Source organism: Microvirga sp. KLBC 81, from assembly GCF_003075415.1.
Taxonomy (GTDB): Bacteria; Pseudomonadota; Alphaproteobacteria; order Rhizobiales; family Beijerinckiaceae; genus Microvirga.
This window is the reverse complement of sequence record NZ_QDAH01000017.1, coordinates 55,268-76,594: the sequence shown is the minus strand read 5'-3', so window position 1 is coordinate 76,594 and position 21,327 is coordinate 55,268. Positions and strand designations below refer to the sequence as shown.

The 21,327-nt window shown below is 61.0% G+C and carries 17 protein-coding genes and 1 tRNA gene; 8 read left to right on the top strand and 10 right to left on the bottom strand.

From position 1 onward, the window contains the following. Positions 1 to 32 precede the first annotated feature (32 nt). On the top strand, positions 33 to 1,625 hold the full coding sequence (gene serA, locus DC522_RS13495; protein WP_116529209.1) for a phosphoglycerate dehydrogenase: 1,593 nt from the start codon (positions 33 to 35) through the stop codon (positions 1,623 to 1,625). Positions 1,626 to 1,691: 66 nt separating this feature from the next. Further along, the gene (gene purU, locus DC522_RS13490) at positions 1,692 to 2,564 is read left to right on the top strand and encodes a formyltetrahydrofolate deformylase (RefSeq protein WP_116529208.1); all 873 of its coding nucleotides are present in this window, start codon (positions 1,692 to 1,694) and stop codon (positions 2,562 to 2,564) included. A 142-nt stretch (positions 2,565 to 2,706) separates the two neighbouring features. Here the strand turns inward: purU and DC522_RS13485 are convergent, their stop codons facing one another. Then, positions 2,707 to 3,609: a DMT family transporter gene (locus tag DC522_RS13485; protein WP_116529207.1), complete on the bottom strand. Its 903-nt coding sequence runs from the start codon at positions 3,607 to 3,609 to the stop codon at positions 2,707 to 2,709. A 79-nt stretch (positions 3,610 to 3,688) separates the two neighbouring features. Between DC522_RS13485 and DC522_RS13480 the strand changes: the two genes are divergently transcribed. Further along, positions 3,689 to 4,552 carry a type 1 glutamine amidotransferase gene (locus tag DC522_RS13480; RefSeq protein WP_116529206.1) on the top strand — a complete coding sequence of 288 codons (864 nt, stop codon included), beginning with the start codon at positions 3,689 to 3,691 and terminating at the stop codon, positions 4,550 to 4,552. Between the two features lie 184 nt (positions 4,553 to 4,736). On the opposite strand, the gene DC522_RS13475 is transcribed toward DC522_RS13480, so the two are convergent. Then, positions 4,737 to 5,102, bottom strand: a complete 366-nt coding sequence (locus DC522_RS13475; protein WP_133239282.1) for a hypothetical protein — start codon at positions 5,100 to 5,102, stop codon at positions 4,737 to 4,739. Between the two features lie 968 nt (positions 5,103 to 6,070). Between DC522_RS13475 and DC522_RS13465 the strand changes: the two genes are divergently transcribed. Both DC522_RS13465 and DC522_RS13460 read left to right on the top strand, forming a co-directional pair. Further along, complete coding sequence (locus tag DC522_RS13465; protein WP_116529203.1) at positions 6,071 to 7,363, top strand: adenylosuccinate synthase; 1,293 nt, start codon at positions 6,071 to 6,073, stop codon at positions 7,361 to 7,363. Positions 7,364 to 7,396: 33 nt separating this feature from the next. Further along, a complete protein-coding gene (locus DC522_RS13460; protein ID WP_116529202.1) occupies positions 7,397 to 8,602 on the top strand; it encodes a histidine kinase in 1,206 nt (401 codons plus the stop codon). Positions 8,603 to 8,673: 71 nt separating this feature from the next. On the opposite strand, the gene rpoH is transcribed toward DC522_RS13460, so the two are convergent. Next, the gene (gene rpoH, locus DC522_RS13455; protein WP_116529201.1) at positions 8,674 to 9,579 is read right to left on the bottom strand and encodes an RNA polymerase sigma factor RpoH; all 906 of its coding nucleotides are present in this window, start codon (positions 9,577 to 9,579) and stop codon (positions 8,674 to 8,676) included. Positions 9,580 to 9,774: 195 nt separating this feature from the next. After that, on the bottom strand, positions 9,775 to 10,773 hold the full coding sequence (locus DC522_RS13450) for an RluA family pseudouridine synthase (protein WP_116529200.1): 999 nt from the start codon (positions 10,771 to 10,773) through the stop codon (positions 9,775 to 9,777). 95 nt (positions 10,774 to 10,868) lie between these two features. Here DC522_RS13450 and DC522_RS13445 point away from each other — a divergent pair. Further along, a tRNA-Glu gene (locus DC522_RS13445) sits at positions 10,869 to 10,944 on the top strand. Positions 10,945 to 12,403: 1,459 nt separating this feature from the next. Here the strand turns inward: DC522_RS13445 and DC522_RS13435 are convergent. Continuing rightward, positions 12,404 to 12,667, bottom strand: coding sequence for a hypothetical protein (locus DC522_RS13435; protein ID WP_205769630.1), 264 nt, complete (start codon positions 12,665 to 12,667; stop codon positions 12,404 to 12,406). A 148-nt stretch (positions 12,668 to 12,815) separates the two neighbouring features. On the opposite strand from DC522_RS13435, the gene DC522_RS13430 reads away from it, so the two are divergent. Next, on the top strand, positions 12,816 to 13,556 hold the full coding sequence (locus DC522_RS13430) for a Crp/Fnr family transcriptional regulator (protein WP_116529198.1): 741 nt from the start codon (positions 12,816 to 12,818) through the stop codon (positions 13,554 to 13,556). 179 nt (positions 13,557 to 13,735) lie between these two features. Here DC522_RS13430 and DC522_RS13425 read toward each other — a convergent pair whose 3' ends face one another. Further along, positions 13,736 to 15,931, bottom strand: a complete 2,196-nt coding sequence (locus tag DC522_RS13425; protein ID WP_116529197.1) for a right-handed parallel beta-helix repeat-containing protein — start codon at positions 15,929 to 15,931, stop codon at positions 13,736 to 13,738. Between the two features lie 707 nt (positions 15,932 to 16,638). Between DC522_RS13425 and DC522_RS13420 the strand changes: the two genes are divergently transcribed. Continuing rightward, positions 16,639 to 17,904, top strand: coding sequence for a polysaccharide lyase family 7 protein (locus DC522_RS13420; protein WP_116529196.1), 1,266 nt, complete (start codon positions 16,639 to 16,641; stop codon positions 17,902 to 17,904). 228 nt (positions 17,905 to 18,132) lie between these two features. On the opposite strand, the gene DC522_RS13415 is transcribed toward DC522_RS13420, so the two are convergent. The 4 genes from DC522_RS13415 to DC522_RS13400 form a co-directional block, all read right to left on the bottom strand. After that, positions 18,133 to 18,543, bottom strand: coding sequence for a hypothetical protein (locus DC522_RS13415; RefSeq protein ID WP_116529195.1), 411 nt, complete (start codon positions 18,541 to 18,543; stop codon positions 18,133 to 18,135). A gap of 314 nt (positions 18,544 to 18,857) precedes the next feature. Further along, on the bottom strand, positions 18,858 to 19,139 hold the full coding sequence (locus DC522_RS13410) for a hypothetical protein (protein WP_116529194.1): 282 nt from the start codon (positions 19,137 to 19,139) through the stop codon (positions 18,858 to 18,860). Between the two features lie 196 nt (positions 19,140 to 19,335). After that, on the bottom strand, positions 19,336 to 20,673 hold the full coding sequence (locus DC522_RS13405) for a TRAP transporter large permease subunit (RefSeq protein WP_116529193.1): 1,338 nt from the start codon (positions 20,671 to 20,673) through the stop codon (positions 19,336 to 19,338). Further along, positions 20,673 to 21,257 (bottom strand): TRAP transporter small permease subunit, encoded by a 585-nt coding sequence (locus DC522_RS13400; RefSeq protein WP_116529192.1) that lies wholly within the window; start codon positions 21,255 to 21,257, stop codon positions 20,673 to 20,675. Before DC522_RS13400 ends, DC522_RS13405 begins: the two co-directional genes overlap by 1 nt. Positions 21,258 to 21,327: the final 70 nt, after the last annotated feature.

The window sequence follows — 21,327 nt, the reverse complement described above, 5'->3', positions numbered from 1 at the left end:
CTTGGCCGGGATGACGCCATGAGGTTTAACCCATGCCCGCTCCCCGCGTTCTCATTTCCGATGCTCTCTCGCCTGCCGCCGTGCAGATCTTCAAGGATCGCGGCATCGAGGTCGATTTCCAGCCCGATCTCGGCAAGGACAAGGAGAAGCTTGCCGCCATCATCGGCAACTACGATGGTCTCGCCATCCGCTCCGCCACGAAGGTGACGGCGAAGATCCTCGAGCAGGCCAAGAACCTGAAGGTGATCGGCCGTGCCGGCATCGGCGTGGACAATGTCGAGATCCCCGCTGCCACGGCGAAGGGCATCATCGTCATGAACACGCCCTTCGGCAATTCCATCACCACCGCCGAGCATGCGATTGCGATGATGTTCGCGCTCGCGCGCCAGATCCCGCAGGCCGATGCCTCCACGCAAGCCGGCAAGTGGGAGAAGAACCGCTTCATGGGCGCCGAGCTCACCGGAAAGGTGCTCGGCGTGATCGGCTGCGGCAATATCGGCTCCATCGTGGCCGATCGCGGTATCGGTCTTCGCATGAAGGTGATCGCCTACGATCCCTTCCTCTCGCCGGAGCGGGCGCTCGAACTCGGCGTCGAGAAGGTGGAGCTGGACGATCTGCTCCGCCGCGCCGACGTCATCACGCTGCACGTGCCGCTGACGGAAAAGACCAAGAACGTTCTCTCGGCGGAAAACATCGCCAAGACGAAGAAGGGCGTGCGCATCGTCAACTGCGCCCGCGGCGGCCTCGTCGATGAGGGCGCCCTACGCGCGGCGCTCGATTCCGGCCATGTGGCCGGTGCCGCCTTCGACGTGTTCGTCGAGGAGCCTGCGCTCACCAATCCGCTCTTCGGCCATCCGAACGTGGTCTGCACGCCGCATCTCGGCGCAGCGACGACGGAAGCGCAGGAGAACGTCGCGCTGCAGGTGGCCGAGCAGATGTCGGATTACCTGCTCCAGGGCGCGATCCAGAACGCTGTGAACTTCCCGTCCATCACGGCGGAAGAGGCGCCGCGCCTCAAGCCTTTCGTGGCGCTTGCGGACAAGCTCGGCTCCTTCCTCGGCCAGCTCACGGAAGCGCCGATCAAGGGTATCCGTATCGAGTACGAAGGCGCTGTGGCGGAGATGAACACCCGCGCGCTGACGTCGGCCGCCATCACCGGTGTGCTGCGTCCCTTCCTGCAGGACATCAACATGGTGTCGGCCCCCATTGTGGCCCGTGAGCGCGGCATCACGGTGGAAGAGGTGAAGCGCGAGAGCGCCGCACGCGATTACGAGAGCTTCATCCGCATCATCGTGGATGCCGAGGACATGCCGCGCCACGCGGGCGGCACGGTGTTCCAGGACGGCAAGCCGCGCGTCATCGAGATCCGCGACATCGCGGTCGATGCCGAATTCGCGCCGCATATGATTTATGTGCGCAACGATGATAAGCCGGGCTTCATCGGCCGCTTCGGCACGCTGCTCGGCGAGTCCGGCGTGAACGTGGCGACCTTCGCGCTCGGCCGCGACAAACCCGGCGGCGACGCCATCTGCTTCGTCTCGGTCGATGAGCCCGTCTCGGAAGAACTCCTGCGCAAGATCGAGGAGATCCCGCAGGTCAAGCGCGCCCGCGCGGTTCGCTTTTAAAAGCATCTTCCGGCGAAGTGGATACCGGTTCGCCGGAAAAGAAGATGCGAGAAAAGAGGTAAAGTCATGGCCCATGTCCCGTCGCAACGCTTCGTCCTGACGCTCGCCTGCGCGAACCGTCCCGGTATCGTCGCCGCCGTGGCGGGGCATCTGTCCGATGCAGGCCTCAACATCCTCGACGCCCAGCAATACGACGACACGCAGACGGATCGCTTCTTCATGCGTGTCGTTTTCAATCCGGTCGCAGGGCACGGTGATCTCGACGCCCTGAAGGATGGCTTCGTGCCCTTGGCGGATCGCTTCGGCATGACATGGACCCTGCGCGACATCGGCGAGAAGCGCAAAGTCATGCTGCTCGTCTCGAAGTTCGACCATTGCCTGGCCGATCTGCTCTACCGTTGGCGCATCGGCGAACTCGATTTCGAGCCCGTCGGGGTCATCGCCAATCATCCGGCCGAAACCTACAGCCATGTGAGCCTGGGCGATGTTCCGTTCCACTACCTTCCTGTGACGAGGGACACGAAGCTCGAGCAGGAGGCCAGGGTCTGGGAGATCATCCGCGACTCACAGGCCGACCTCGTGGTGCTTGCGCGCTACATGCAGGTTCTGTCCGATGGGCTTGCGGCGAAGCTCTCGGGCCGCTGCATCAACATCCATCACTCGTTCCTTCCGAGCTTCAAGGGCGCGAAGCCCTATCATCAGGCCCATGCGCGCGGCGTGAAACTGATCGGCGCGACCGCTCACTATGTGACATCCGATCTCGATGAAGGGCCGATCATCGCGCAGGATGTGGAGCCGATCACCCATCGCGACAGCGCAGACGATCTCGTGCGCAAGGGACGCGATATCGAGCGGCGCGTTCTCGCTCGCGCTGTGCGCTACCACCTGGAAGATCGCATCCTCCTCAATGGCCGCAAGACGGTGGTGTTCGCGGATTAGTGTTGCGGAGAATGACACCTGCTACGTCATCACCGGCCTTGTGCCGGTGATCCCGACCTTTTGGAGCGCTGCGCCCCTTGCATCGAGATGACCGGGACAAGCCCGGCCATGACGAGGAAGTCCGAGAGGCGCATCGCTCCTTTTACCTCCGCTCCGCGAGCCAAATCCCGCCGAGCACCAGGAACAAGCCCAGGGCGTGGTAATAGGCAAAGGGCTCGCCCAGCAGCAGCACGGCGAGCAGCGCGCCGAAGACCGGCACGAGGTTCACGAACAAACCTGCCCGCCCGGGCCCGATCAGCTCGACGCCGCGAATGAAGAAGATCTGCGAAAGCAGCGACGGGAAAAAGCCGATATAGAGAAGGATCAGCCAACCCTTGAGAGTTGGCCACTGCGCGGCGCCCTGCACGATCTCCACCGCTAGCAAAGGCAGCGACGTGAGGAACGCCACGCCTGCCATGGCCGTGAAGAACACGAGGCCCGAGACAGGCGGCCGACGGCGCAGGCCCAGTGTGTAGCCTGCATAGAAGACGCAGGCGATCAGCATCCAAACGTCGCCGGTGTTGAGCGCCAGCGTCTTGAGAACCTCGAGGTCGGCCTTCACCGACACCAGCACCACGCCGAGGATCGTCACGATCATGCCGAGAATCTGCAGCGGGATCACGCGTGCGCCGAAGAACAGGATGGTGCCGATCAGCACGAGAACCGGAATGGAGCCTTGGAAGATCGTAAGGTTGACCGCAGTCGTGTGATGGGCGGCGGCATAGAACAGGGCGTTGAAGGCGGTGAAGCCCGAAGAGCCCATAAGAACCGTGTAGAGCCAGCGCGAGCCGATCTGCGCCCATTCGGCTACGACTTGCCGCCCCACCAACGGCCCTAAGATGATGACCACGATCACCCAGCGGATGCAGGTGAGCAGCATGGGCGACACCTCGCCGATGGCAAAACGCCCGGCAATGGCATTGCCGCCCCACATGAGCGTGGTGAGAATCAGAAGCAGGTAGGCTTGTCCCCAGAGGCCCTTCCAGAGCGATTGCAGGATTTTCATGGAAGGCTAGACCTCATGACTCTTGCCGCCGCATGCGCAGTTTCGATAAACCAGCGCCAAAGGGAGGCGGGTGACGCATATGGCCTTAAGGTTTCTGGTAGTTGAGGGCAATACGCGCAGTGCAAGGGAGGCCCACAAGGCTGCCTATGGCAATATGCTGTCCGAGTCCTATGCGCAGGTGATCCAGCACATCGAGCGGACAGCTGTCTGCGACATCGCCTTCCCGACGGACGAGGGCGCAAACCTGCCGGACCGGGCGGGTCTTGAGTCTTACGATGGCGTCGTGCTCACCGGTTCGCACCTCAACATCTATGATCGTACCCCTGAGATCATGCGCCAGATCGACCTGATGCGGGCGATCTACGCCTCGGGCACGCCGTCCTTCGGTTCCTGCTGGGGGCTGCAGGTGGCCGCCGTTGCAGCAGACGGTGACGTGCAGAAGAACCCGCTCGGCCGTGAAGTGGGCTTCGCCCGCCGCCTGCGGCGCACGGAGGAGGGGAGGGGGCATCCCCTGCTCGAGGGGCGGCCGGAGGTCTATGACGCGCCCGCCATTCATCTCGATATGATCACGGCGCTCCCAGACGACGCTATCGTGATCGCCACCAATCCGGTTTCCGAGGTGCAGGCGGCTGAGATCCGAAGGGACGGCGGCGCCTTCTGGGGCGTGCAGTACCACCCGGAATTCAGCCTGGCCGAGTTGGCTGTGATCATGCGTCAGCGCGCCGAACTCCTGATCCGCGAAGGCTTCTGCCGTACGCCCGAGGAGGTTCATGCTTATGCGGCGGACCTGACGGCACTCGACAGGGAGCCCACTCGCTTCGATCTGGCCTGGCGTCACGGCGTCGATGCCGAGGTGCTGGATGTGAACCGCCGCACCCGCGAAATCCGCAATTTCATCGAGCATCGGGTGAAGATGGAGAAGAGCGCACGCGGCCGGGCCTGATGTCCTCTAGCGCATCGTGCGGAACCGAAAGGTCCGCGTCAGCGAAAAGTGGCCCCGGTTATTCGCTGGCGCGGCCCTTCCGGTCGCTTTCAACGATGCGCTCTCTAAAGAAGGGAGCATCGGATCAATCCCAAAAGTGGAATCCACTTTTGGATCCGAGGCTCTAGGCGGCTCCAAAGAACCCTTAGAGCACATCCACGATGATACGCTGGGAGACCGGCGTGGCGGAGGATGGCGCGCGCACGACGAATCCCCGGCATTTCCTGGTGACAGGGTAGATGGGAGCACGGTGCCGGTCGGCCCCGATCATATAGTTGACCGTGTAGTAGGTCTCGCCGCCGACGAAGGTCGTGTCTTTCGTCTCGAAGACGTATCCCAGCTCGGTTGGGTTGATCCGATAGACCGCCTGTGGCGGCCCGAAAGCCGCGATGTGCTCCGAAATCGGCCGACCGATATAATCCGAGCACGAGACCGTCATGGTTTCATGCACCGTTGGCGCACAGCCCACGGCACCAAATGCCATGCCAACAACCACAGCAATTCTTTTCACGGCAGCCCCCAGCGACGAGACATTAATCCCCGTCCATGGAGAGGATCTAGAGGATCGCGTGCCGTTAGGAAAGCTGTTGATGCTCCTCCAGGATCATTCGCTCTGTGCCGTTTCTTGCTCGTCATGGCCGTCCCCGGACCTGATCCGGGGATCAGTCCCGGCCATCCCCGTCTTAGATCCCGCCGCGCGTAAGACGGGGATCCCCGGCATGAGGCCGGGGATGACGGGCGAAGAGCACTTTCCGTTGCCGTTCCGGCCGCGGAAGCCGTCACTGCCCCTCCTCGTCATGGCCGGGCTTGACCCGGCCATCCCGCTCAGGAAGAGCGCCGCGCCTCACCGAAGCGGGATCCCCGGCCCAAGGCCGGGGATGACGGAAAGGGGCAACGCAGCCGGGGGAATGTTCTCTCTTTGTTCTTGACTTCTGTCCTAAGCTGGGCTATATCGTGACCTGTCCCGGCTCACCGAGGGGCGCGCTCGCGAGGCGTCGTGACTGTGGGGCCGGGAGCGGTCTCGTGCGTGAGGTGAACGCAGCCTCATGTGACGGGAGGCCCAGGCTGCGGCTTGGGGTTCGGGATTGGTCGTGCGCCGCCTGCGGCAAGACGCGGTGTCCGCGTGCGGCAGTTGATGAACTTCAGCCCGCCTGTCCGCCTAAACAAGCCGTGCGCGAGGAGCCGTCGGGTTCCTCTCACACCTCAGACATCGAGCCGGACCGCTCCTCGCGCCCCCCTCGACTGCTCACCCTCGGAAGGCTGTCACGCCCTGGGGACAAAGGCGCATGCCTTTATTCCGTCCCTTGAAAAGCCGAGACTGAGAGACATCTCGCGCACAGCAGGACGGAGCATGATGCATGGGACAAGGCTCATTCCGGCTTGACCTGGGGCGCGCGATCCACGAAGAGGGTTTGCAAGGTTTTTACCCAATCCAAACCCTGGCCTTGCGCCGGGGTTTTTTCATGTGAGGCTTGAGCGATGGCGAACGTGGTTGTCGTGGGCGCCCAGTGGGGCGACGAAGGCAAGGGCAAGATCGTCGACTGGCTGTCCGAACAGGCGGATGTAGTCGTGCGGTTCCAGGGTGGGCACAATGCCGGCCATACCCTCGTGATCGGCGGCAACGTCTACAAGCTGTCGCTGCTGCCCTCCGGCGTCGTGCGCCCCGGCAAGCTCTCGGTCATCGGCAACGGCGTGGTGCTCGATCCGCATGCGCTTGCGGCGGAGGTGGCGCGCCTCCAGGAGCAGGGCGTCGTGATCTCCCGCGAGAACCTGCGCGTGGCTGAGAATGCCACGTTGATCCTCTCCATTCATCGTGAACTCGATGCGCTGCGCGAGAGCGGCAGCGCCGGCACGAAGATCGGCACCACCAAGCGCGGCATCGGCCCCGCCTACGAGGATAAGGTGGGCCGTCGCGCCATCCGTCTCATGGATCTGGCCGATCTCTCCTCGCTGCGCGACAAGATCGAACGCCTCCTGACGCACCACAATGCGCTGCGCCGCGGCTTCGGCCTCGATGAGTTCAAGCCCGAGGAGATCTATGACGAGCTGGCCTCGGTCGCTCCGAAGGTGCTTCCCTACATGGACGCCGTATGGCGTCTGCTCGATGAGGAACGCCGGGCAGGCCGCCGCATCCTGTTCGAGGGCGCGCAAGGTGCTCTCCTGGACGTCGATCACGGCACCTATCCCTTCGTCACCTCCTCCAACACGGTGGCGGGCCAGGCGGCCACGGGTTCGGGCATGGGCCCGGGTGGCGTCGGCTATGTGCTCGGCATCGCCAAGGCCTACACTACCCGTGTGGGCGAGGGACCGTTCCCGACCGAGCTGTTCGACGAGACCGGCGAGCTGATCGGCCAGAAGGGCAAGGAATTCGGCGTCGTCACGGGTCGCAAGCGCCGCTGCGGCTGGTTCGATGCCACCCTCGTGCGCCAGATAGTTCGTACTTCCGGCATCGACGGCATTGCGCTCACCAAGCTCGACATTCTCGACGGCTTCGAGACGATCAAGATCGGCGTCGGCTACAAGCTCGACGGCCAGACCATCGACTACTTCCCGGCAAGCCAGGGGGCCCAAGGGAGAGTCGAGCCGATCTACGAAGAGTTCGAAGGATGGAGCGGCTCCACCGCCGGTGCGCGCTCCTGGGCGGATCTTCCGGCACAGGCCATCAAGTATGTCCGCCGCATCGAGGAGCTGATCGGCGCGCCTGTCGCGGTGCTCTCCACCTCGCCCGAGCGCGACGACACAATCCTCATGAAGAACCCCTTTGAGGCTTGACGCCGGGGCGTCTCAGGGTCCATTCCCAGGGAAATGGCAGATTATTACCCTCTCATTGCACGGGCTGTCGATGGCCTGACAGAGCAGACGCCGGTTGCGCGGCGCGCCGTTTACGAGCGCGCCCGAACGGCTCTGGTCACCCAATTGCGCTCGCTCAATCCGCCTCTGCCTGAAGAGGATATCCGGCGGGAATGTGCCTCCCTCGACCAGGCGATCACGCGGGTCGAGGCCGATTATGCGCCTCCTCCGGCAGGCTTCGATCCGAACGCCTTCGCGGAGCTCTTGGCCGAGGATCAGCACCATCCGCAATCCCCCGCCGAGCGCCTGCGCAGCGTGGTGTCGCCGGGGCAAGCCCTGAGAGCGCCTTCTCAGGATGAGCCGGAGCCCAAGCCGTCGGTTCAATCTTTCGAGGAGGCCGCGCCCGCCCGTCCGCGGGTCGACACGCGTCCGCATCCGGCCATGCAGAATAACGGGCGGATGCGCTCGATCCTGCTCGGCTCCGCCATCGGCCTCGTGATCCTTCTCATTGCGGGCCTTGCCTGGTGGCAGAGTCGCACGGACGCTCCTATCCCCGAGACGCCCGTGGCCGAAGCCCCTCAGGCCCCGGCTGCTCCCGAAAACTCCAAGATCAACGAGCGTGTCGGCGGGCAGGCTCCGCAGGCAACGACCGCTCCTGCAGGAGCGGCTCAAGCGATTGGCGTGGCGCATCGCGCGGTCTTCTACGAGGAGGATGCCGCCAATCCCCAGACGCCGAAGGCCTATGTCGGGCGCGTGGTCTGGCGGCTGGAGGATGTGAACCCGGGGCAAGGGCAGCCGCTCGAGAAGGCCGTCTCCGCCAATATCGAGATCGCTGATGCAGGCCTCACCATGAAGATGGTGCTGCGCCGCAACCTCGATACGACCCTGCCGGCTTCGCACACGGTCGAGCTCACCTTCACCACCCGCAACGGCGACAGCGGCCGCGTGATCCGAGACGTGGGCCTCCTGCAGTTCAAGAACGAGGAAGCCGCGCGCGGTACGCCGATTGCTGGCCTGCCGGTTCCCGTGCGCGAAAACCTGTTCCTGATCGGCCTGTCCAATCTGCAGGGCGATGTGGAGCGCAACACGGAACTCTTCGTGCGCCGTAACTGGATCGATCTGCCTGTCCGCATGGCCTCGGGCCAGCGCGCGATCTTAAGCTTCGAAAAGGGCAGCACGGGTGAGCAGGTTCTGAACAACGCCTTCAGCCAATGGCAGTAACTCGGTCTTCACAAGCCAACAAAAAAAAGCCGCGCGATGCGCGGCTTTTTTCATGGGATAATGCTTGCCCATCAGGCCGAAGCCTCGGCCCCGGTGGATGATGTGCTCTCGATCTGGGTGAGGTTCTTCTTCACCGCCTCCTGCACCTTCTCGAAAGCACGTACCTCGATCTGGCGCACGCGCTCGCGGGAGACGCCGAATTCGGTCGAAAGCTCTTCGAGCGTGATCGGGTCTTCCGACAGGCGGCGAGCCTCGAAGATCCGGCGCTCGCGCGGGTTCAGGACCGATAGGGCGTTGCGGAGCGCGGTCAGCCGGTTCTGGCCTTCCTCCTCCTCCGCGAGCACCTGCTCCTGGCTTTCGCTCTGATCGACCAGCCAATCCTGCCACTCGCCGCCGCCTTCGCCTTCTTCGCGCAGGGGCGCATTGAGGGAGGCGTCGCCGCCGAGGCGACGGTTCATGTCCACCACATCCTGCTCGGTCACGCCGAGCTGGGTGGCGATCTGCTTCACCTGCTCGGGGCGCAGGTCGCCCTCATCGAGGGCGGAGATACGGCCCTTGGCCTTGCGCAGGTTGAAGAACAGCTTCTTCTGGTTCGCGGTGGTGCCCATCTTCACGAGGGACCAGGACCGCAGGATGTATTCTTGAATCGCCGCCTTGATCCACCACATGGCATAGGTGGCGAGGCGGAAGCCCTTGTCGGGCTCGAAGCGCTTGACGGCCTGCATGAGGCCGACATTGCCTTCCGAGACCACCTCGCTGATCGGCAGGCCATAGCCACGGTAACCCATGGCGATCTTGGCGACGAGGCGCAGGTGGGATGTCACGAGCTTATGGGCAGCCTCGCGATCTCCATGCTCCCGCCAGCGCTTGGCGAGCATGTATTCCTCATGCGGCTCGAGCATGGGGAAGCGACGGATTTCGTCGAGATAGCGGGAAAGGCCCCCTTCATTGGCAAGCACCGGAAGCGCTGTAGCCATGTGTTCTCCTCCTTTGGCTCCCTCTTTCCATGAGGCAAGCCTGAGGCGGCCCCCAGAATGGCCAGCCGCCAACTTCCTTATATAAGCGGTCCGACCTTGTCCGAATAGAGGCGTCAGGCTTCAAGACGTGGTGAACGCCTGGAAAGCGCAAGGGTGCCAGCGTGGCAGAATTTTGCGACGCATTGACGCTTGACTCTAAGCCCGCAGGGTCTCCAGGAGCCTTGCCAGATCCTCAGGGGTAGGGCTCTCGAAACGCAGGAATTCGCCTGTCCTGGGATGCTCGAAGCCCAAAACCGCCGCATGAAGCGCCTGCCGGTTCAGCGCCTTCAGGGCTTGCTGCTGAGCCTCTGAGAGGCGGTTCGCCTTGGTCTTGAAGCCTGAGGCATAGACGGCATCGCCAAGGAGCGGGTGGCCGATATGAGCCATGTGAACGCGGATCTGATGGGTGCGCCCGGTCTCCAGCTCGCATTGGACGAGAGCGGCCATGGGATTGGGGTGGGGCAAGCCTTCCAACACTTCGTAATGGGTGATGGCATAGCGGCCACGCTCGTTCTCGTCGGAGACGATGGCGATCTTTTCCCGGTTGTGCTGGCTGCGGGCGAGCGCCGCCTCCACCGTCCCTCGCTTGCGCTCCGGCACGCCCCAGACGAGGGCAAGATAGAGTCTCTCCAGAGGGCCGGTGCGGCCGTGATCGGCGAACTGCTCCGCAAGGCCCTGATGGGCCAGATCGTTCTTGGCCACCACGAGGAGGCCCGATGTATCCTTGTCGAGCCGGTGCACGATGCCGGGGCGCTTGACGCCGCCGATGCCTGACAGGCTCTCGCCGCAATGGGCGATGAGCGCATTGACCAGGGTGCCGGATTCATGCCCCGCCGCCGGATGGACCACGAGCCCCGCCGGCTTGTCGATAACGATGAGATCGTCGTCCTCATAGATGATCACGAGGTCCATCGCCTCGCCCTGGGGCTCGGCCGCAACGGGCGGGGGGACCTGCAGCGCAATCCGAGCGCCTGCCCCCACCTTGCGGCCCGGATCGAGCACGGGCGCGCCATCGACGGTCACTTGGCCGCCACGGATCAGCGCCTGCAGGCGGCTGCGCGACAAGTCGCTCGCAAGGCGCGCCAGCACCCGGTCCAGCCGCTCGGCCGCCGTTCCTGCCTCCAGAGTCCATTCCTGCTGGGTCGTATCGTCCACCGCGTCCTCATTTTTAGCCTGGCCCTCTCTTTTTTCCGAGAAAGGGCTTGAAGGGATTCACGATGGTGGTTATACGAGCGGCCTCCACCTTGCTAGCTCCCTTCGTCTAGCGGTCTAGGACGTCGCCCTCTCACGGCGAAAACAGGGGTTCGAGTCCCCTAGGGAGCGCCATCACCTTCGGCAAGGTGTTTTTCCTGAACAATGTGCCTCTGATCGTCCCAAGAAGCCCTAAGAGCTTGGAGGGGATCGCGGTGAACTTCCTGCTGGGGCCAAGCAGGGTTCAGCCCTCGGCGCTCAGGCTATCAAGGCTAAGGCCGATCATGGTGCTGCTGATGTGGCCGAGATTATTGCCGATCTGAAGGCCTTCAGTGCTGTTTGCCTCCGGCAGATCGCTGCCGCTTTGCACACCAGGGGGATCAAGAGAGCCTCGGACACAAAAGTGGACTTGCACTCTTGGGGCTCCATCCGATGCTTTCTCCTTCAATGAGAGCATCGTTCAGGCGACCCGAAGGGCCGCGCTCGCGAATAACCGGGACCACTTTTCGCTGACGCGGACCTTCGGTTCCGCACGATGCGCTAGTGTCGCCATCGTCCGAGAGGCGAAAATCAGCGGACCTTCGTGCGGCTGCGCTCTACTACCGTCTCTGACCCTGTCCTGACCTTGCGACCCACTGACCGGCAGGGGACTAGGTTTCCGATCACCGGATCAGAAGAGAACCTCCTGAGCATAATTCTATAGCCGATGAAACCTCCTTGCTGCAGGCCAGAGTTGCCGTCTGGAGTTCTTTCACCGGACGAAGGAACTTCAGCTCGCCGATGCACTTACAGGATGTGAATGAGTGCATTGCTTTGGGGTAGGCGCGGGACGATTGCTAATTCAGACGAAGGTGCCCCATGCGCCACAAGTTCCAGGTTGGCCAACCCGTTGTGCCGGCAAGCCCCCGCCAAGACCGCCACCACGTCTACTACATCATCCAGTTGATCCCTGAGACCTCTCACGCCCCGCAATACCGCGTTCAAGAAGTGACAAGCGGGATCACGTGCGTTGTTCTCGAAACAGATATCAAAGCAGTTGAAGCTCGACCGACGTGAGGCCGGTGGTCTGCCCCGGAGAAGCGGTCTTCCGATGAATGGCTTTAAGCCAGATGGACCTTAATGGGATTTCCGCAGGGGCTGCGTGGGCGGGCCTTCATTGAACTCGCTCTACTTCTTGGATTGTTCCCGAGCGGACGTTGCGCTGCTCTGGGTCAACGTAGCTGGCACACAACTTGGGCTCGCAAGAGTAGCGCGCTCCACCAGCCTTGTTCAGCGAATTATGCGCCGTCCTTTGGCCTGCCGTTTGAGCGCTCATGCTCCTCATTCAGGCTCTCAATCTCGCGTGAGAGATTCGCCTCGGACTGGCTTAAGGCCCGCGAACGAGCAATTTCAGCCCGTGACTTCTCAATGGCCTGATTGGCTCGGTCGATTGTTTCACCGAGCGAAGGTTGCTTGTACTCAGACTTACCGTCAGGAGAGTCGGGCTTATCAGGGCTGTCCATAGAACGGCAAAGTATAGGAGGCCGTACAGCCCGGCGTTAACCTTCGTTAACGAAACACTTCATTTGTTCCATGAAGGCGCTGACCTGGTTGATTATCCCGAGCGAGGGGGCTGCGGCGGAGGCTCCACCCGGTCGATCTCCAACAAGACCTTGACGGTCAGCACCCGCTGCTGATGTTCATTCCGCACCTCGACCGTGACCTCACGGCTGTCGCCCTTCGGCAGCCGGTCCCGTCCGATCTCAGCCGCCGCACAGGCAGCCTCGTGTTCGGCCTTGTCCAGGCTGTCGAACTCCAGGCCATCCTCATCGGGAGTGAAGCGCGCTCCCTCGCGGACGTCGAAATAGTAGCGAGGCATGCGGATCAACCAAGGTAACGTCCTGATGTTCCCATGCCTTGCCCGGGGCGCATTCACCTGTGATAATCAGGGCATCGTCAGCATCTGATCTTTAGGCGCTGGCGGCTGAGAGACATGAGCTCCCGCCTAACCACAAGGGGAGGCTGTCTTGGAAACCATTCACCCCCATACAGCCGCGCTGATCCGCAAGCTGGAGAGCCTCGCTCCGCTCGCGCCAGAGGAGAAGGCGGCCCTGCTGGGCCTGCCGTTGCGGCTCAAGACTGTCGCGGCCGACCAGGACATCGTCTGCGAGGGCGACAGGCCGTCCGAGTGCTGCCTGATAGTGGAGGGCTTCGCCTGCCGCTACAATCTCACGGGCGAGGGCAAGCGGCAGATCCTGTCGTTCCACATCGGCGGCGACATTCCCGACCTTCAGAGCCTGCACCTGAGGGTGATGGATCACAGTCTCGGCACACTGGTCCCGTCCAAGCTCGCCTTCATCCAGCATGACGCCCTGCGCAGTTTCATGCGCAGCCACCCCCGTCTGGGTGACCTGTTCTGGCGCGACACCCTGATTGATGCGGCGGTGTTCCGGCAATGGATCGTGGGGCTCGGGCGTCGCGAAGCCCGTGGCCGGATCGCGCACCTGCTGTGCGAGCTGCTCGTGCGCTTGAGGGCGGCCGAGCTGGTGGAGGACCATGTCTTTGGTCTGCCGGTCACCCAGGCGGAACTGGGCGATGCGCTCGGGATCTCAACCGTGCACGTCAATCGGGTGCTGCAGGAGCTCCGGGGCGAGAACCTGATTTCCTGGCGCGGGGAGACCTTGCAAGTGCTGGATTGGGAAGGGCTGAAGCAGGCGGGCGAGTTCGACCCGACCTATCTGCACTTGGTGAAGAGGGAAGCCCTCTGACCGGCAGAAGAGGTTTCTCACCGGAATCACTGATTATCCTATCGCTCTTGGCTGGGCACCTCGATCCCGGCCCGGAGCCAGTCTTCGCAAATCCATCTACCTGAAGCGGCGAAGCATAGATGGGACATCGGCGCGGGGCTGTTCATCGCCCCGCTGCTTTTCCTTGTCGTCTGGCAGGCTCAAGCAATCAGGTCCCATTTGTTGACCGACAGCGTATCGATCCGCACGAGTTCATCGCCTTGACGCGTGCCGTAGATTTCAAGGGTCGCTCCCGTGGTGAGCTGCAGAGTGGCCTCGTAGAAGGTCCGCGTTCTGGAATCCGCACCCGTCGAGCCTAGCTGCTTGTCGGCGATCCATGAACTGACCGTGGTTCCGTTGACGCGAATGCCCATGGGAGAGGCACCGTCGCTCTCGTCGTAATAGACGACCTTCACCTTGTAGGTTCCGGTCTCGCCCGTGAACGTGCCTTTTGCAGTGGCTTCCACACCCTTGTTCCTGTTCTCGACGGCTCGCCCGCCTTCCGCGGTGCTGAGGCTGACAAGCGTGAAGTTCGTCAGTTGCAGCGTTTCCATCTGTATGGTGCCGGCTCCGATGGCAGGGTACTGCGTTGTTGGGGGAGGGGGTTCCGAGCCGGATTTCAGATTGTGGTCGCTTGAATGGACGGATGCGCCGCCTGCGATTTGAAAGGTCTCCGTGTAAGTGCCGTCCGTGACTCTCCAGGTATTGGCCCCGGTCTGGGTCAGTGTCGCGTTGCTGGTAAACCCGGCGAACTCCAACCGGTCTCCCGCGGCGCTGCCGTTGCCGGAGAAGTCGAAGATCGTATCGCCGCCGAACTCGCCCTTGCGAAGGACGAAGGCGTCATCGCCCAATCCGCCGTAGAGCGAATCCACTCCGAGCCCACCCTCGATCGTGTCGTTGCCGTCATTGCCCTTGAGAGTATTGGCGACGCTGTTGCCGACGAGACTGTTGTTGAGCCCGTTCCCGTGCCCGTTGATCACCTTCGTGCCCGTCAGAGTCAGGTTTTCGACATTGGCCAGCAGCGTGTAGGTGATGCTCGACCGGACGGTATCGGTCCCGGCTCCCGAGGCTTCGACGACGAGGTCTCCGGAATGATTGACGATGTAGGTGTCGTTGCCCGCCAGGCCGCGCATCTCTTCGCCGCCTGTCGTGCCTTCGAGCGTGTCGTTTCCGCTTGTGCCGAGCCAGATGTAGTTCGGCACGGAGACGGAGCCTGAGTCCATCCCTGAGATCGAGTTGCCCGAGACGATGGTCCCTGTCGCTCCACCGTCATCGTTCGTGGGTTCTTCGCGTACGCCATAACGTGCGTTGATGCTGCTATCCGAGTAGATGGTGTTGTTCAGGATCTGCGTGTTCTTGGCGTAGTATGTCTTGCCTGTTACGGAATCGACCCGCAGGCGGATTTGAATTTCATCGTAGGTGTTATCGGCCTCCTGAGAGTTGTTGAAGACCGTGCTGTTCTGCACGATCGTGTCTGTCGCTCCCTCGATCCGGATGCCCTGACGGAGATTGTCGTGAACCTTGGCGCCTTCGATGGTGATGTCATCCGAGAGCTTGACGAGAATGCCTTCCTTCGTATTCCCATAATACTCGCCGCCGATGATACGAATGTCGGTCACCCATTCAATGGTCGTCTCCCCCTCGCGAAGGAGATCGCCGCGCTGAATCGTGACGCCTGCCGATCCGTTTGCGTAAGCCTTGTTGTTGACGAGGTCGAGATTGGTGGTGGCGTTCTGGATGTTGAAGCCGTGACGGTCGTTGTCGAAGGCACGGTTGTTTTCGTAAATGCCGCCAACCACGCCATCGGCCACAAAACCATCAAGGCCATTGCCGTGTGAGACGCAGTCCTTGATCGTTACGTCATAGGTGATCTCGTGGGGGTTGAAGCCATAGGCCGTGCAATTCTTGATCTCGACTCCGGACAAGGTGATGTCCGATTGAGTGCGCCCTGATCCGTCTTCCTTGATGCCGCAGATGAAGCCTGCCTGATGCCCCATGTTGTTCGCGCGGTTCCCGTCGATGGTCAGGTTGGCAACTGTGACGTGTTCGACTGTTTGCAGGGCTGTTCGGACGATGCCGTTGATCCTGGCATTGAAGTCATCGGCGAGCTTGATCGTGGTTTGCCCCATGCCGTTGCCGACGAGAGCGACACCTGAAAGCAGCTCGACGGGGCCGACAGATGGGTTATTCGGATCTCCGGTGACGACATAGGTTCCCGTGCCGAGCTGAACTTTCACCTGTTCGGTGGGATTCTGCAGGTAAGCCTTATGGGCCGCTTGGATAGCCGCTTTGATTGCGGCCGTATCCTTTTTAGCGTCGCCTGTCGCTGGGGCAACAGTAAAAACTTGTGCGGCCATGGCCGATCCTTCCCTGGGGTCTAAACCAGCCAAGGAAAGCTGCGTTGTAATTCAGCATCCACTGCAACTAAGGGTTACTTCAGCTGAAATCGGAGGTAAGGGTTCTCCGGCAGGGTGCCTCGTGGGTCGGAGAGGAAGGCCTAGAGCTGATTCCATTGGGATGGCATCAGCCCTCTTGTTTGCCGGGCCACCTTTTTGACGGTGAACCGGAGCCACTTCACCGAAAAATGCTCTAGACTCTGACAGCATTCGTATGCAGGCCTTGCGTAGTTCCTGAACTGCGGCGAGTAGCAAAGGCGGTAGGCCTGTCTCTCAAATATCCTCATCAAGTCTCTCGCGGGTTTCGTATCTTTCTTCAGAATAGGGGGCTGATGTGTCCGGGCATGAGGAGAGGACCCTCTACATACGAATAGCCTTCCTGCAGAAGAGTAAGTTGAACCTTTGAAAGGTAAGTGGCTTTAGAGATCGAACGTTAGTTGAATATCGTCACGATTTCGCCCTAATTGATATAGAAAAGGCTTTCTGCAGATTAAGGGAGATTGCTCTCCAGGGTCTGAAGTAAATTTTGGTGCTAAGAAGTACCGTCATCAGGTTTTAAAAGTCTGTTGCGTATCCTTCGGTCGTTCTGACCAACTTTTGTTCATCTCACTATCAAAAGCGTCTCGGAAGCATCAAAAGAAGCTCAGTAGACGTTTGGGGCAATACTCATGTCTTTGAATCCGAACGTTGAACCCAGCGGCAACTTTGACCTGTCCAATTGGAAGATCACGCTTCCTGTCGACTCCTCCGGCGGCTTTTCCGGCACGGCGGTGGAGGTGCAAAACCTGAGCGGCTATCAGAACAGCAAGTACTTCTACACCGGCTCTGATGGCGCGATGGTCTTCTATGCTCCCGTCAATGGAGCGACCACCAGCGGCTCGTCCTTTGCCCGTTCCGAGCTGCGCGAGATGAACGGCACCGCCAAGGCCGCGTGGAACCTCTCCACCGGCGGCTTCATGAGCGCCACTCTCGAAGTCGACGCGGCTCCGATGCGCGATGGCCAGGGCCATAAGATTGTGATCGGTCAGATCCACGGTCAGGACGACGAACTGGTTCGTCTCTATTGGCAGGACAACAAGCTATACTTCGCCAATGACCAGTCGGGTTCCGACAACGAAGAGCACAACTTCACCTTCAAGGCGGCTGACGGCTCCGCGCCGGACGTGTCGCTGAACGAGAAGTTCTCGTACACCATCAACGCCAAGGGCAATGTGCTCGACGTCGACATCTATGCCGACGGCAAGGTTTATCACTCGCACACCGCCATCAACAGCGTGTGGCAGTCGGACAGCTTCTACTTCAAGGCTGGTGCCTATCTCGGGGCCAACGAGACCAATGGTTCCGGCTACGGTCAGACGTCGTTCTATGCGCTGTCGTTCAACCACGACGGCACGACGACGGCTCCTTCGACGCCTTCTGAACCTATTCCCACTCCGGCGCCTACACCCACTCCGACCCCGACGCCCACTCCGACGGATCCTGTGAATGTGACCAAGCTCGGCACCTCGGGCGACAACAGTCTCACGGGTACGTCCGGTGCCGATGTGATCAGCGGTCTCGGCGGCAACGACAAGCTCTGGGGCAAGGCCAGCAACGACATCCTCATCGGCGGCTCGGGCAAGGATGCTTTCACTTTCGACACGACGCTGAGCTCCAGCACCAACGTCGACACCATCAAGGACTTCAATGTCGTCGATGATACCATTCGTCTCAACGACACGGTCTTCACGAAGCTGAGCGACACCGGACAGCTGCGCTCGTCGTGGTTCCGTGTGGGTGAGAAGGCGTTGGATAGCAACGACTACATCGTCTACAACAAGAGCACTGGCGCCCTGTATTACGACAAGGACGGCTCGGGCTCGGCTGCAGCGGTGAAGTTCGCCGTAATCGAGAACAAGGCTGCGCTGACGACTGCAGACCTCTTCGTGATGTAACGAGAACCTGCCGATCAGGGACGGCCTCATTTTCAACGGAGCCGCCCCTGCTCACTTTCCTTACATGGACGCATTCGCGTCCGGTGTTCGTCTCGATTTCAGTTTTGATGGGTTGCGGTTTTCTTCAGGAATTGCTCGTCACCATCTCATTTTGAAAACAGATATTTCAAAGCAGGCCCCGCATTTCGTGCGGGGCCTTTTTTATGAGGGCGCGGCGATGATCGGTGCTTACTCGGCCGGTGTCATGCGAACATTGGGGCCGGCTTCTGCGACCGGCGCAGGACGGAAGACGAAATAAGCGAACATCAGCATCGCGGCGAGAACGATGATGGAGGAGATGGCGGCAATCGGATCGGCAGCCTGATAGCCGAGATGAATGGCCGCCACGGCAATCGTCATGATGACCGTGCCGATGGACCACAAGGCAACCTGGATCAGCGCCAGCCGACTCACATTCAGAGCCGGGCGGCGCTCGTAATAAATCCCGAAGAGAAACAAGGATACCCATCCAAGCAGGTTCAGGTGAGCGTGGGCCGGCATGATCGCGTGGTTCTGCGATGCGGCCATGCCAATGCCCATAGCCATGCCCGCTATGACGAAAAGAACAGCCAATTTGAAGCTAAGGGACGATGCGGTCATGGTGTTTCCTCCTGAAACTATTCCCTTGATGGATTAGGTTTTTGCTTTGATCACGATCTCACCAACCCTTCTGTGTGTAAAATCACAACGGATACTCTAGAAGAGTATCTCTTGTTGTAACATTACCGACCGCGTCCGCATTACCGTAAAAGCAGAAGCGGCCCGACGACGCGGGCCGCTTGCATAAGCCATGGAGCAACACTTCAGCTGCGCTGCGTAACACGCTCCTCACGCGATCCGGATGGTTTGTCTTTGCGGCGCTTCTGTTTCTTCCAGGATGGTCTCATACGGGCTTTGCCGGCCATGGCTGCTCCTCAAGGTTTGTGGCGGTCTTCCGGTTTCGGTCGGTCGGGGTCGGTTTTCTCCAGACCTTCCCGTTGCTGGTTCTCTGTCAGGATACGATTGCTTGCTGTCCGATCACCCTGTTCCTGATGGTCCGGACTGCTCTGGCCAGGATGGACGATGCTGGTGTTCACGCTCCGCTCGGCCAAGCCTTGAGCACGGTCTTCACCCTTACCGGCCATGGCCTCACCCATTTCCCTGGACATCACGACGATGCGCGCCTGAGCCCATGCCCTGCTGAGCCTGAAGCGCATGTTCGCAACGCTCCACATGACTCATCGCGCGCTGCTGCATTTCCTGAGCATTGTGGCAGGGATCATCCACGTCCTGATGGCAGAATTGGCATTTCATGACGGCCTCCTTGCTGGCGTGCTGTGGAGGCCAACGTGAAGAAGCTGCCTGTGTTCCGGCGTTCTGTGCGCCGCTTGCCGGTTAATCCAGAGCTCTACCTTAGCGATAGAGATAGCTCGGGAGCCAAAGGCCAAGCTGCGGGAAGACGTAGAACATGGCCATGGCGACGACCACGAGGAAGAGGAACGGCATCACGCCCGCGAAGATCTCATTGATGGTCACATGGGGTGGCGCGATGCCTTTCAGGTAGAAAGGCGCCATGGCCACGGGCGGAGACAGGAATGACGTCTGGATATTGAGCGCGATCAGCACGCCGAAGAAGATCGGGTCGATGCCGAAATTGTCGAGGAGCGGCAGGAAGATCGGCACGAAGATCACGACGATCTCCGTCCATTCCAGGGGCCAGCCGAGCACGAAGATGATCGCCTGCGTCAGGATCAGGAACCAGAAGGGCGAGAGATTCAGATGCGAGACGAAGTTCTCGATGGGCTGATGCCCCCCAAGAAAAGCGAAGATCGATGAGAAGATGAAGGACCCCACGAAGAGCCAGCACACCATGGCCGACGTGCGAGCCGTGAGGATCACGGATTCCTTGAGCTTCGTGAAGGAGAGCGAGCGATAAGCTGCTGCCAGAAGAAGACTGCCGAGAGCACCCACGGCTGCCGCTTCTGTCGGTGTCGCGATCCCAAAGAAGATGGCGCCCAGCACAGAGAGGATGAGGAGCGCCAGCGGGAAGAACGATGTGGCAAGCGCCCAGATGACCTTTGCAAACGAGACCTTGCGTTGCTCCGGCGGCAGCTTCGGCGCTAGGCTTGGATTGAGCGCGCAGCGGATGATGACGTAGGAAATGTAAAGCCCTGCGAGTAGCAGGCCTGGGAAGAGGGCGCCTGCATAGAGCTTCGGCACGGAGACGCCGGCTGTCGCGCCATAGAGAATGAGCATCACGCTCGGTGGGATAAGAATGCCCAGGCAGCCACCAGCGCAGACGACACCCGATGCAAGGCGCGTATCATAGCCTGCGCGCAGCATGGCGGGGAAGGCGAGAAGCCCCATCAGCGTCACCACAGCACCCACGATGCCGGTGGCGGTTGCGAAGAGCGAACAGGTGAGAAGCGTCGCTACAGCCAGAGAGCCTGGGATGCCGCCGACGGCGATTTGGATGGAGTGGAACAGGCGGTCGAGGATGTTAGCACGCTCGATGATGTATCCCATGAAGACGAAAAGCGGGATGGCGACCAGCGTGTCGTTCGTCATGACCGAATAGGCGCGCTGCACCACCAGCGCGAACACGATGTCGCCCATGGCCATGTAGCCAAAGCCGAAACCCAGCGCCATCAGCGTGAAGGCGATCGGGAAGCCGAACATGATGAACACAATGAAGAGCCCGAGCATCAGCACACCCAGCTCAGGATTTCCAAGCCCCCATGACGCCAGCATCAGACGGATCCTTTCTTGAGGCCTTCTTGTTCGGCTTTTTCGAGGATGAGCTTTTCCGTTTCCTCTACATCGTGGAGGCGGGGTGGCCATGCACCCGTGCGAACGCAGGCGATGCAGCGGATGACTTCCGCAACGCCCTGAAACGCCATCAAGGACCCAACGATGGGGATGAGCGCCTTGAACGGATAGATCGGCGGGCCGTTCGGCGAGTTCATGGAATGCTCGTTCATGAGCCAGGACATCTGCATGAACGGAATCCCCGCGTAGACGAGCGCGAGAATGCCGGGGAAAAAGAAAAGGAAGTAAAGAACGAGATCCATGCCCGCCTGCCGGCGCGGCGACCAATTGCGATAGATGAAGTCACCTCGCACATGGTTATTGCGGGCCAGCGTGTAGGGCCCGGCCACCATGAACAGCAGACCATAGAGCATGTAGCTTGCGTCAAACGCCCATTCGGTTGGTGCGCGCAGCACGTAGCGCGCAAAGACCTCGTAGCAGACAGCGAAGGTGAGCACGACGATGGCCCAGCTCACGGTCTTGCCGATGAATGTGTTGATGCGGTCGACCAGGTAGACGAAGCGCATGCAAAAGCCCTTCTCAGAGAGCGTATGGGACGAGCTGTGAGGACGGCACGGATCGTGCCGTCCTCAACTT

Bases quoted from the DNA above. Each gene is read 5' to 3' on its own strand.
- DC522_RS13435 (WP_205769630.1), bottom strand. From the start codon at position 12,667: ATGCCTCGCTACTATTTCGACGTCCGCGAGGGAGCGCGCTTCACTCCC.
- DC522_RS13480 (WP_116529206.1), top strand. From the start codon at position 3,689: ATGGCCTTAAGGTTTCTGGTAGTTGAGGGCAATACGCGCAGTGCAAGG.
- DC522_RS13485 (WP_116529207.1), bottom strand. From the start codon at position 3,609: ATGAAAATCCTGCAATCGCTCTGGAAGGGCCTCTGGGGACAAGCCTAC.
- purU (WP_116529208.1), top strand. From the start codon at position 1,692: ATGGCCCATGTCCCGTCGCAACGCTTCGTCCTGACGCTCGCCTGCGCG.
- DC522_RS13415 (WP_116529195.1), bottom strand. From the start codon at position 18,543: ATGACCGCATCGTCCCTTAGCTTCAAATTGGCTGTTCTTTTCGTCATA.
- rpoH (WP_116529201.1), bottom strand. From the start codon at position 9,579: ATGGCTACAGCGCTTCCGGTGCTTGCCAATGAAGGGGGCCTTTCCCGC.
- DC522_RS13465 (WP_116529203.1), top strand. From the start codon at position 6,071: ATGGCGAACGTGGTTGTCGTGGGCGCCCAGTGGGGCGACGAAGGCAAG.
- DC522_RS13460 (WP_116529202.1), top strand. From the start codon at position 7,397: ATGGCAGATTATTACCCTCTCATTGCACGGGCTGTCGATGGCCTGACA.
- DC522_RS13400 (WP_116529192.1), bottom strand. From the start codon at position 21,257: ATGCGCTTCGTCTACCTGGTCGACCGCATCAACACATTCATCGGCAAG.
- DC522_RS13410 (WP_116529194.1), bottom strand. From the start codon at position 19,139: ATGCGCTTCAGGCTCAGCAGGGCATGGGCTCAGGCGCGCATCGTCGTG.
- DC522_RS13405 (WP_116529193.1), bottom strand. From the start codon at position 20,673: ATGCTGGCGTCATGGGGGCTTGGAAATCCTGAGCTGGGTGTGCTGATG.
- DC522_RS13420 (WP_116529196.1), top strand. From the start codon at position 16,639: ATGTCTTTGAATCCGAACGTTGAACCCAGCGGCAACTTTGACCTGTCC.
- serA (WP_116529209.1), top strand. From the start codon at position 33: ATGCCCGCTCCCCGCGTTCTCATTTCCGATGCTCTCTCGCCTGCCGCC.
- DC522_RS13425 (WP_116529197.1), bottom strand. From the start codon at position 15,931: ATGGCCGCACAAGTTTTTACTGTTGCCCCAGCGACAGGCGACGCTAAA.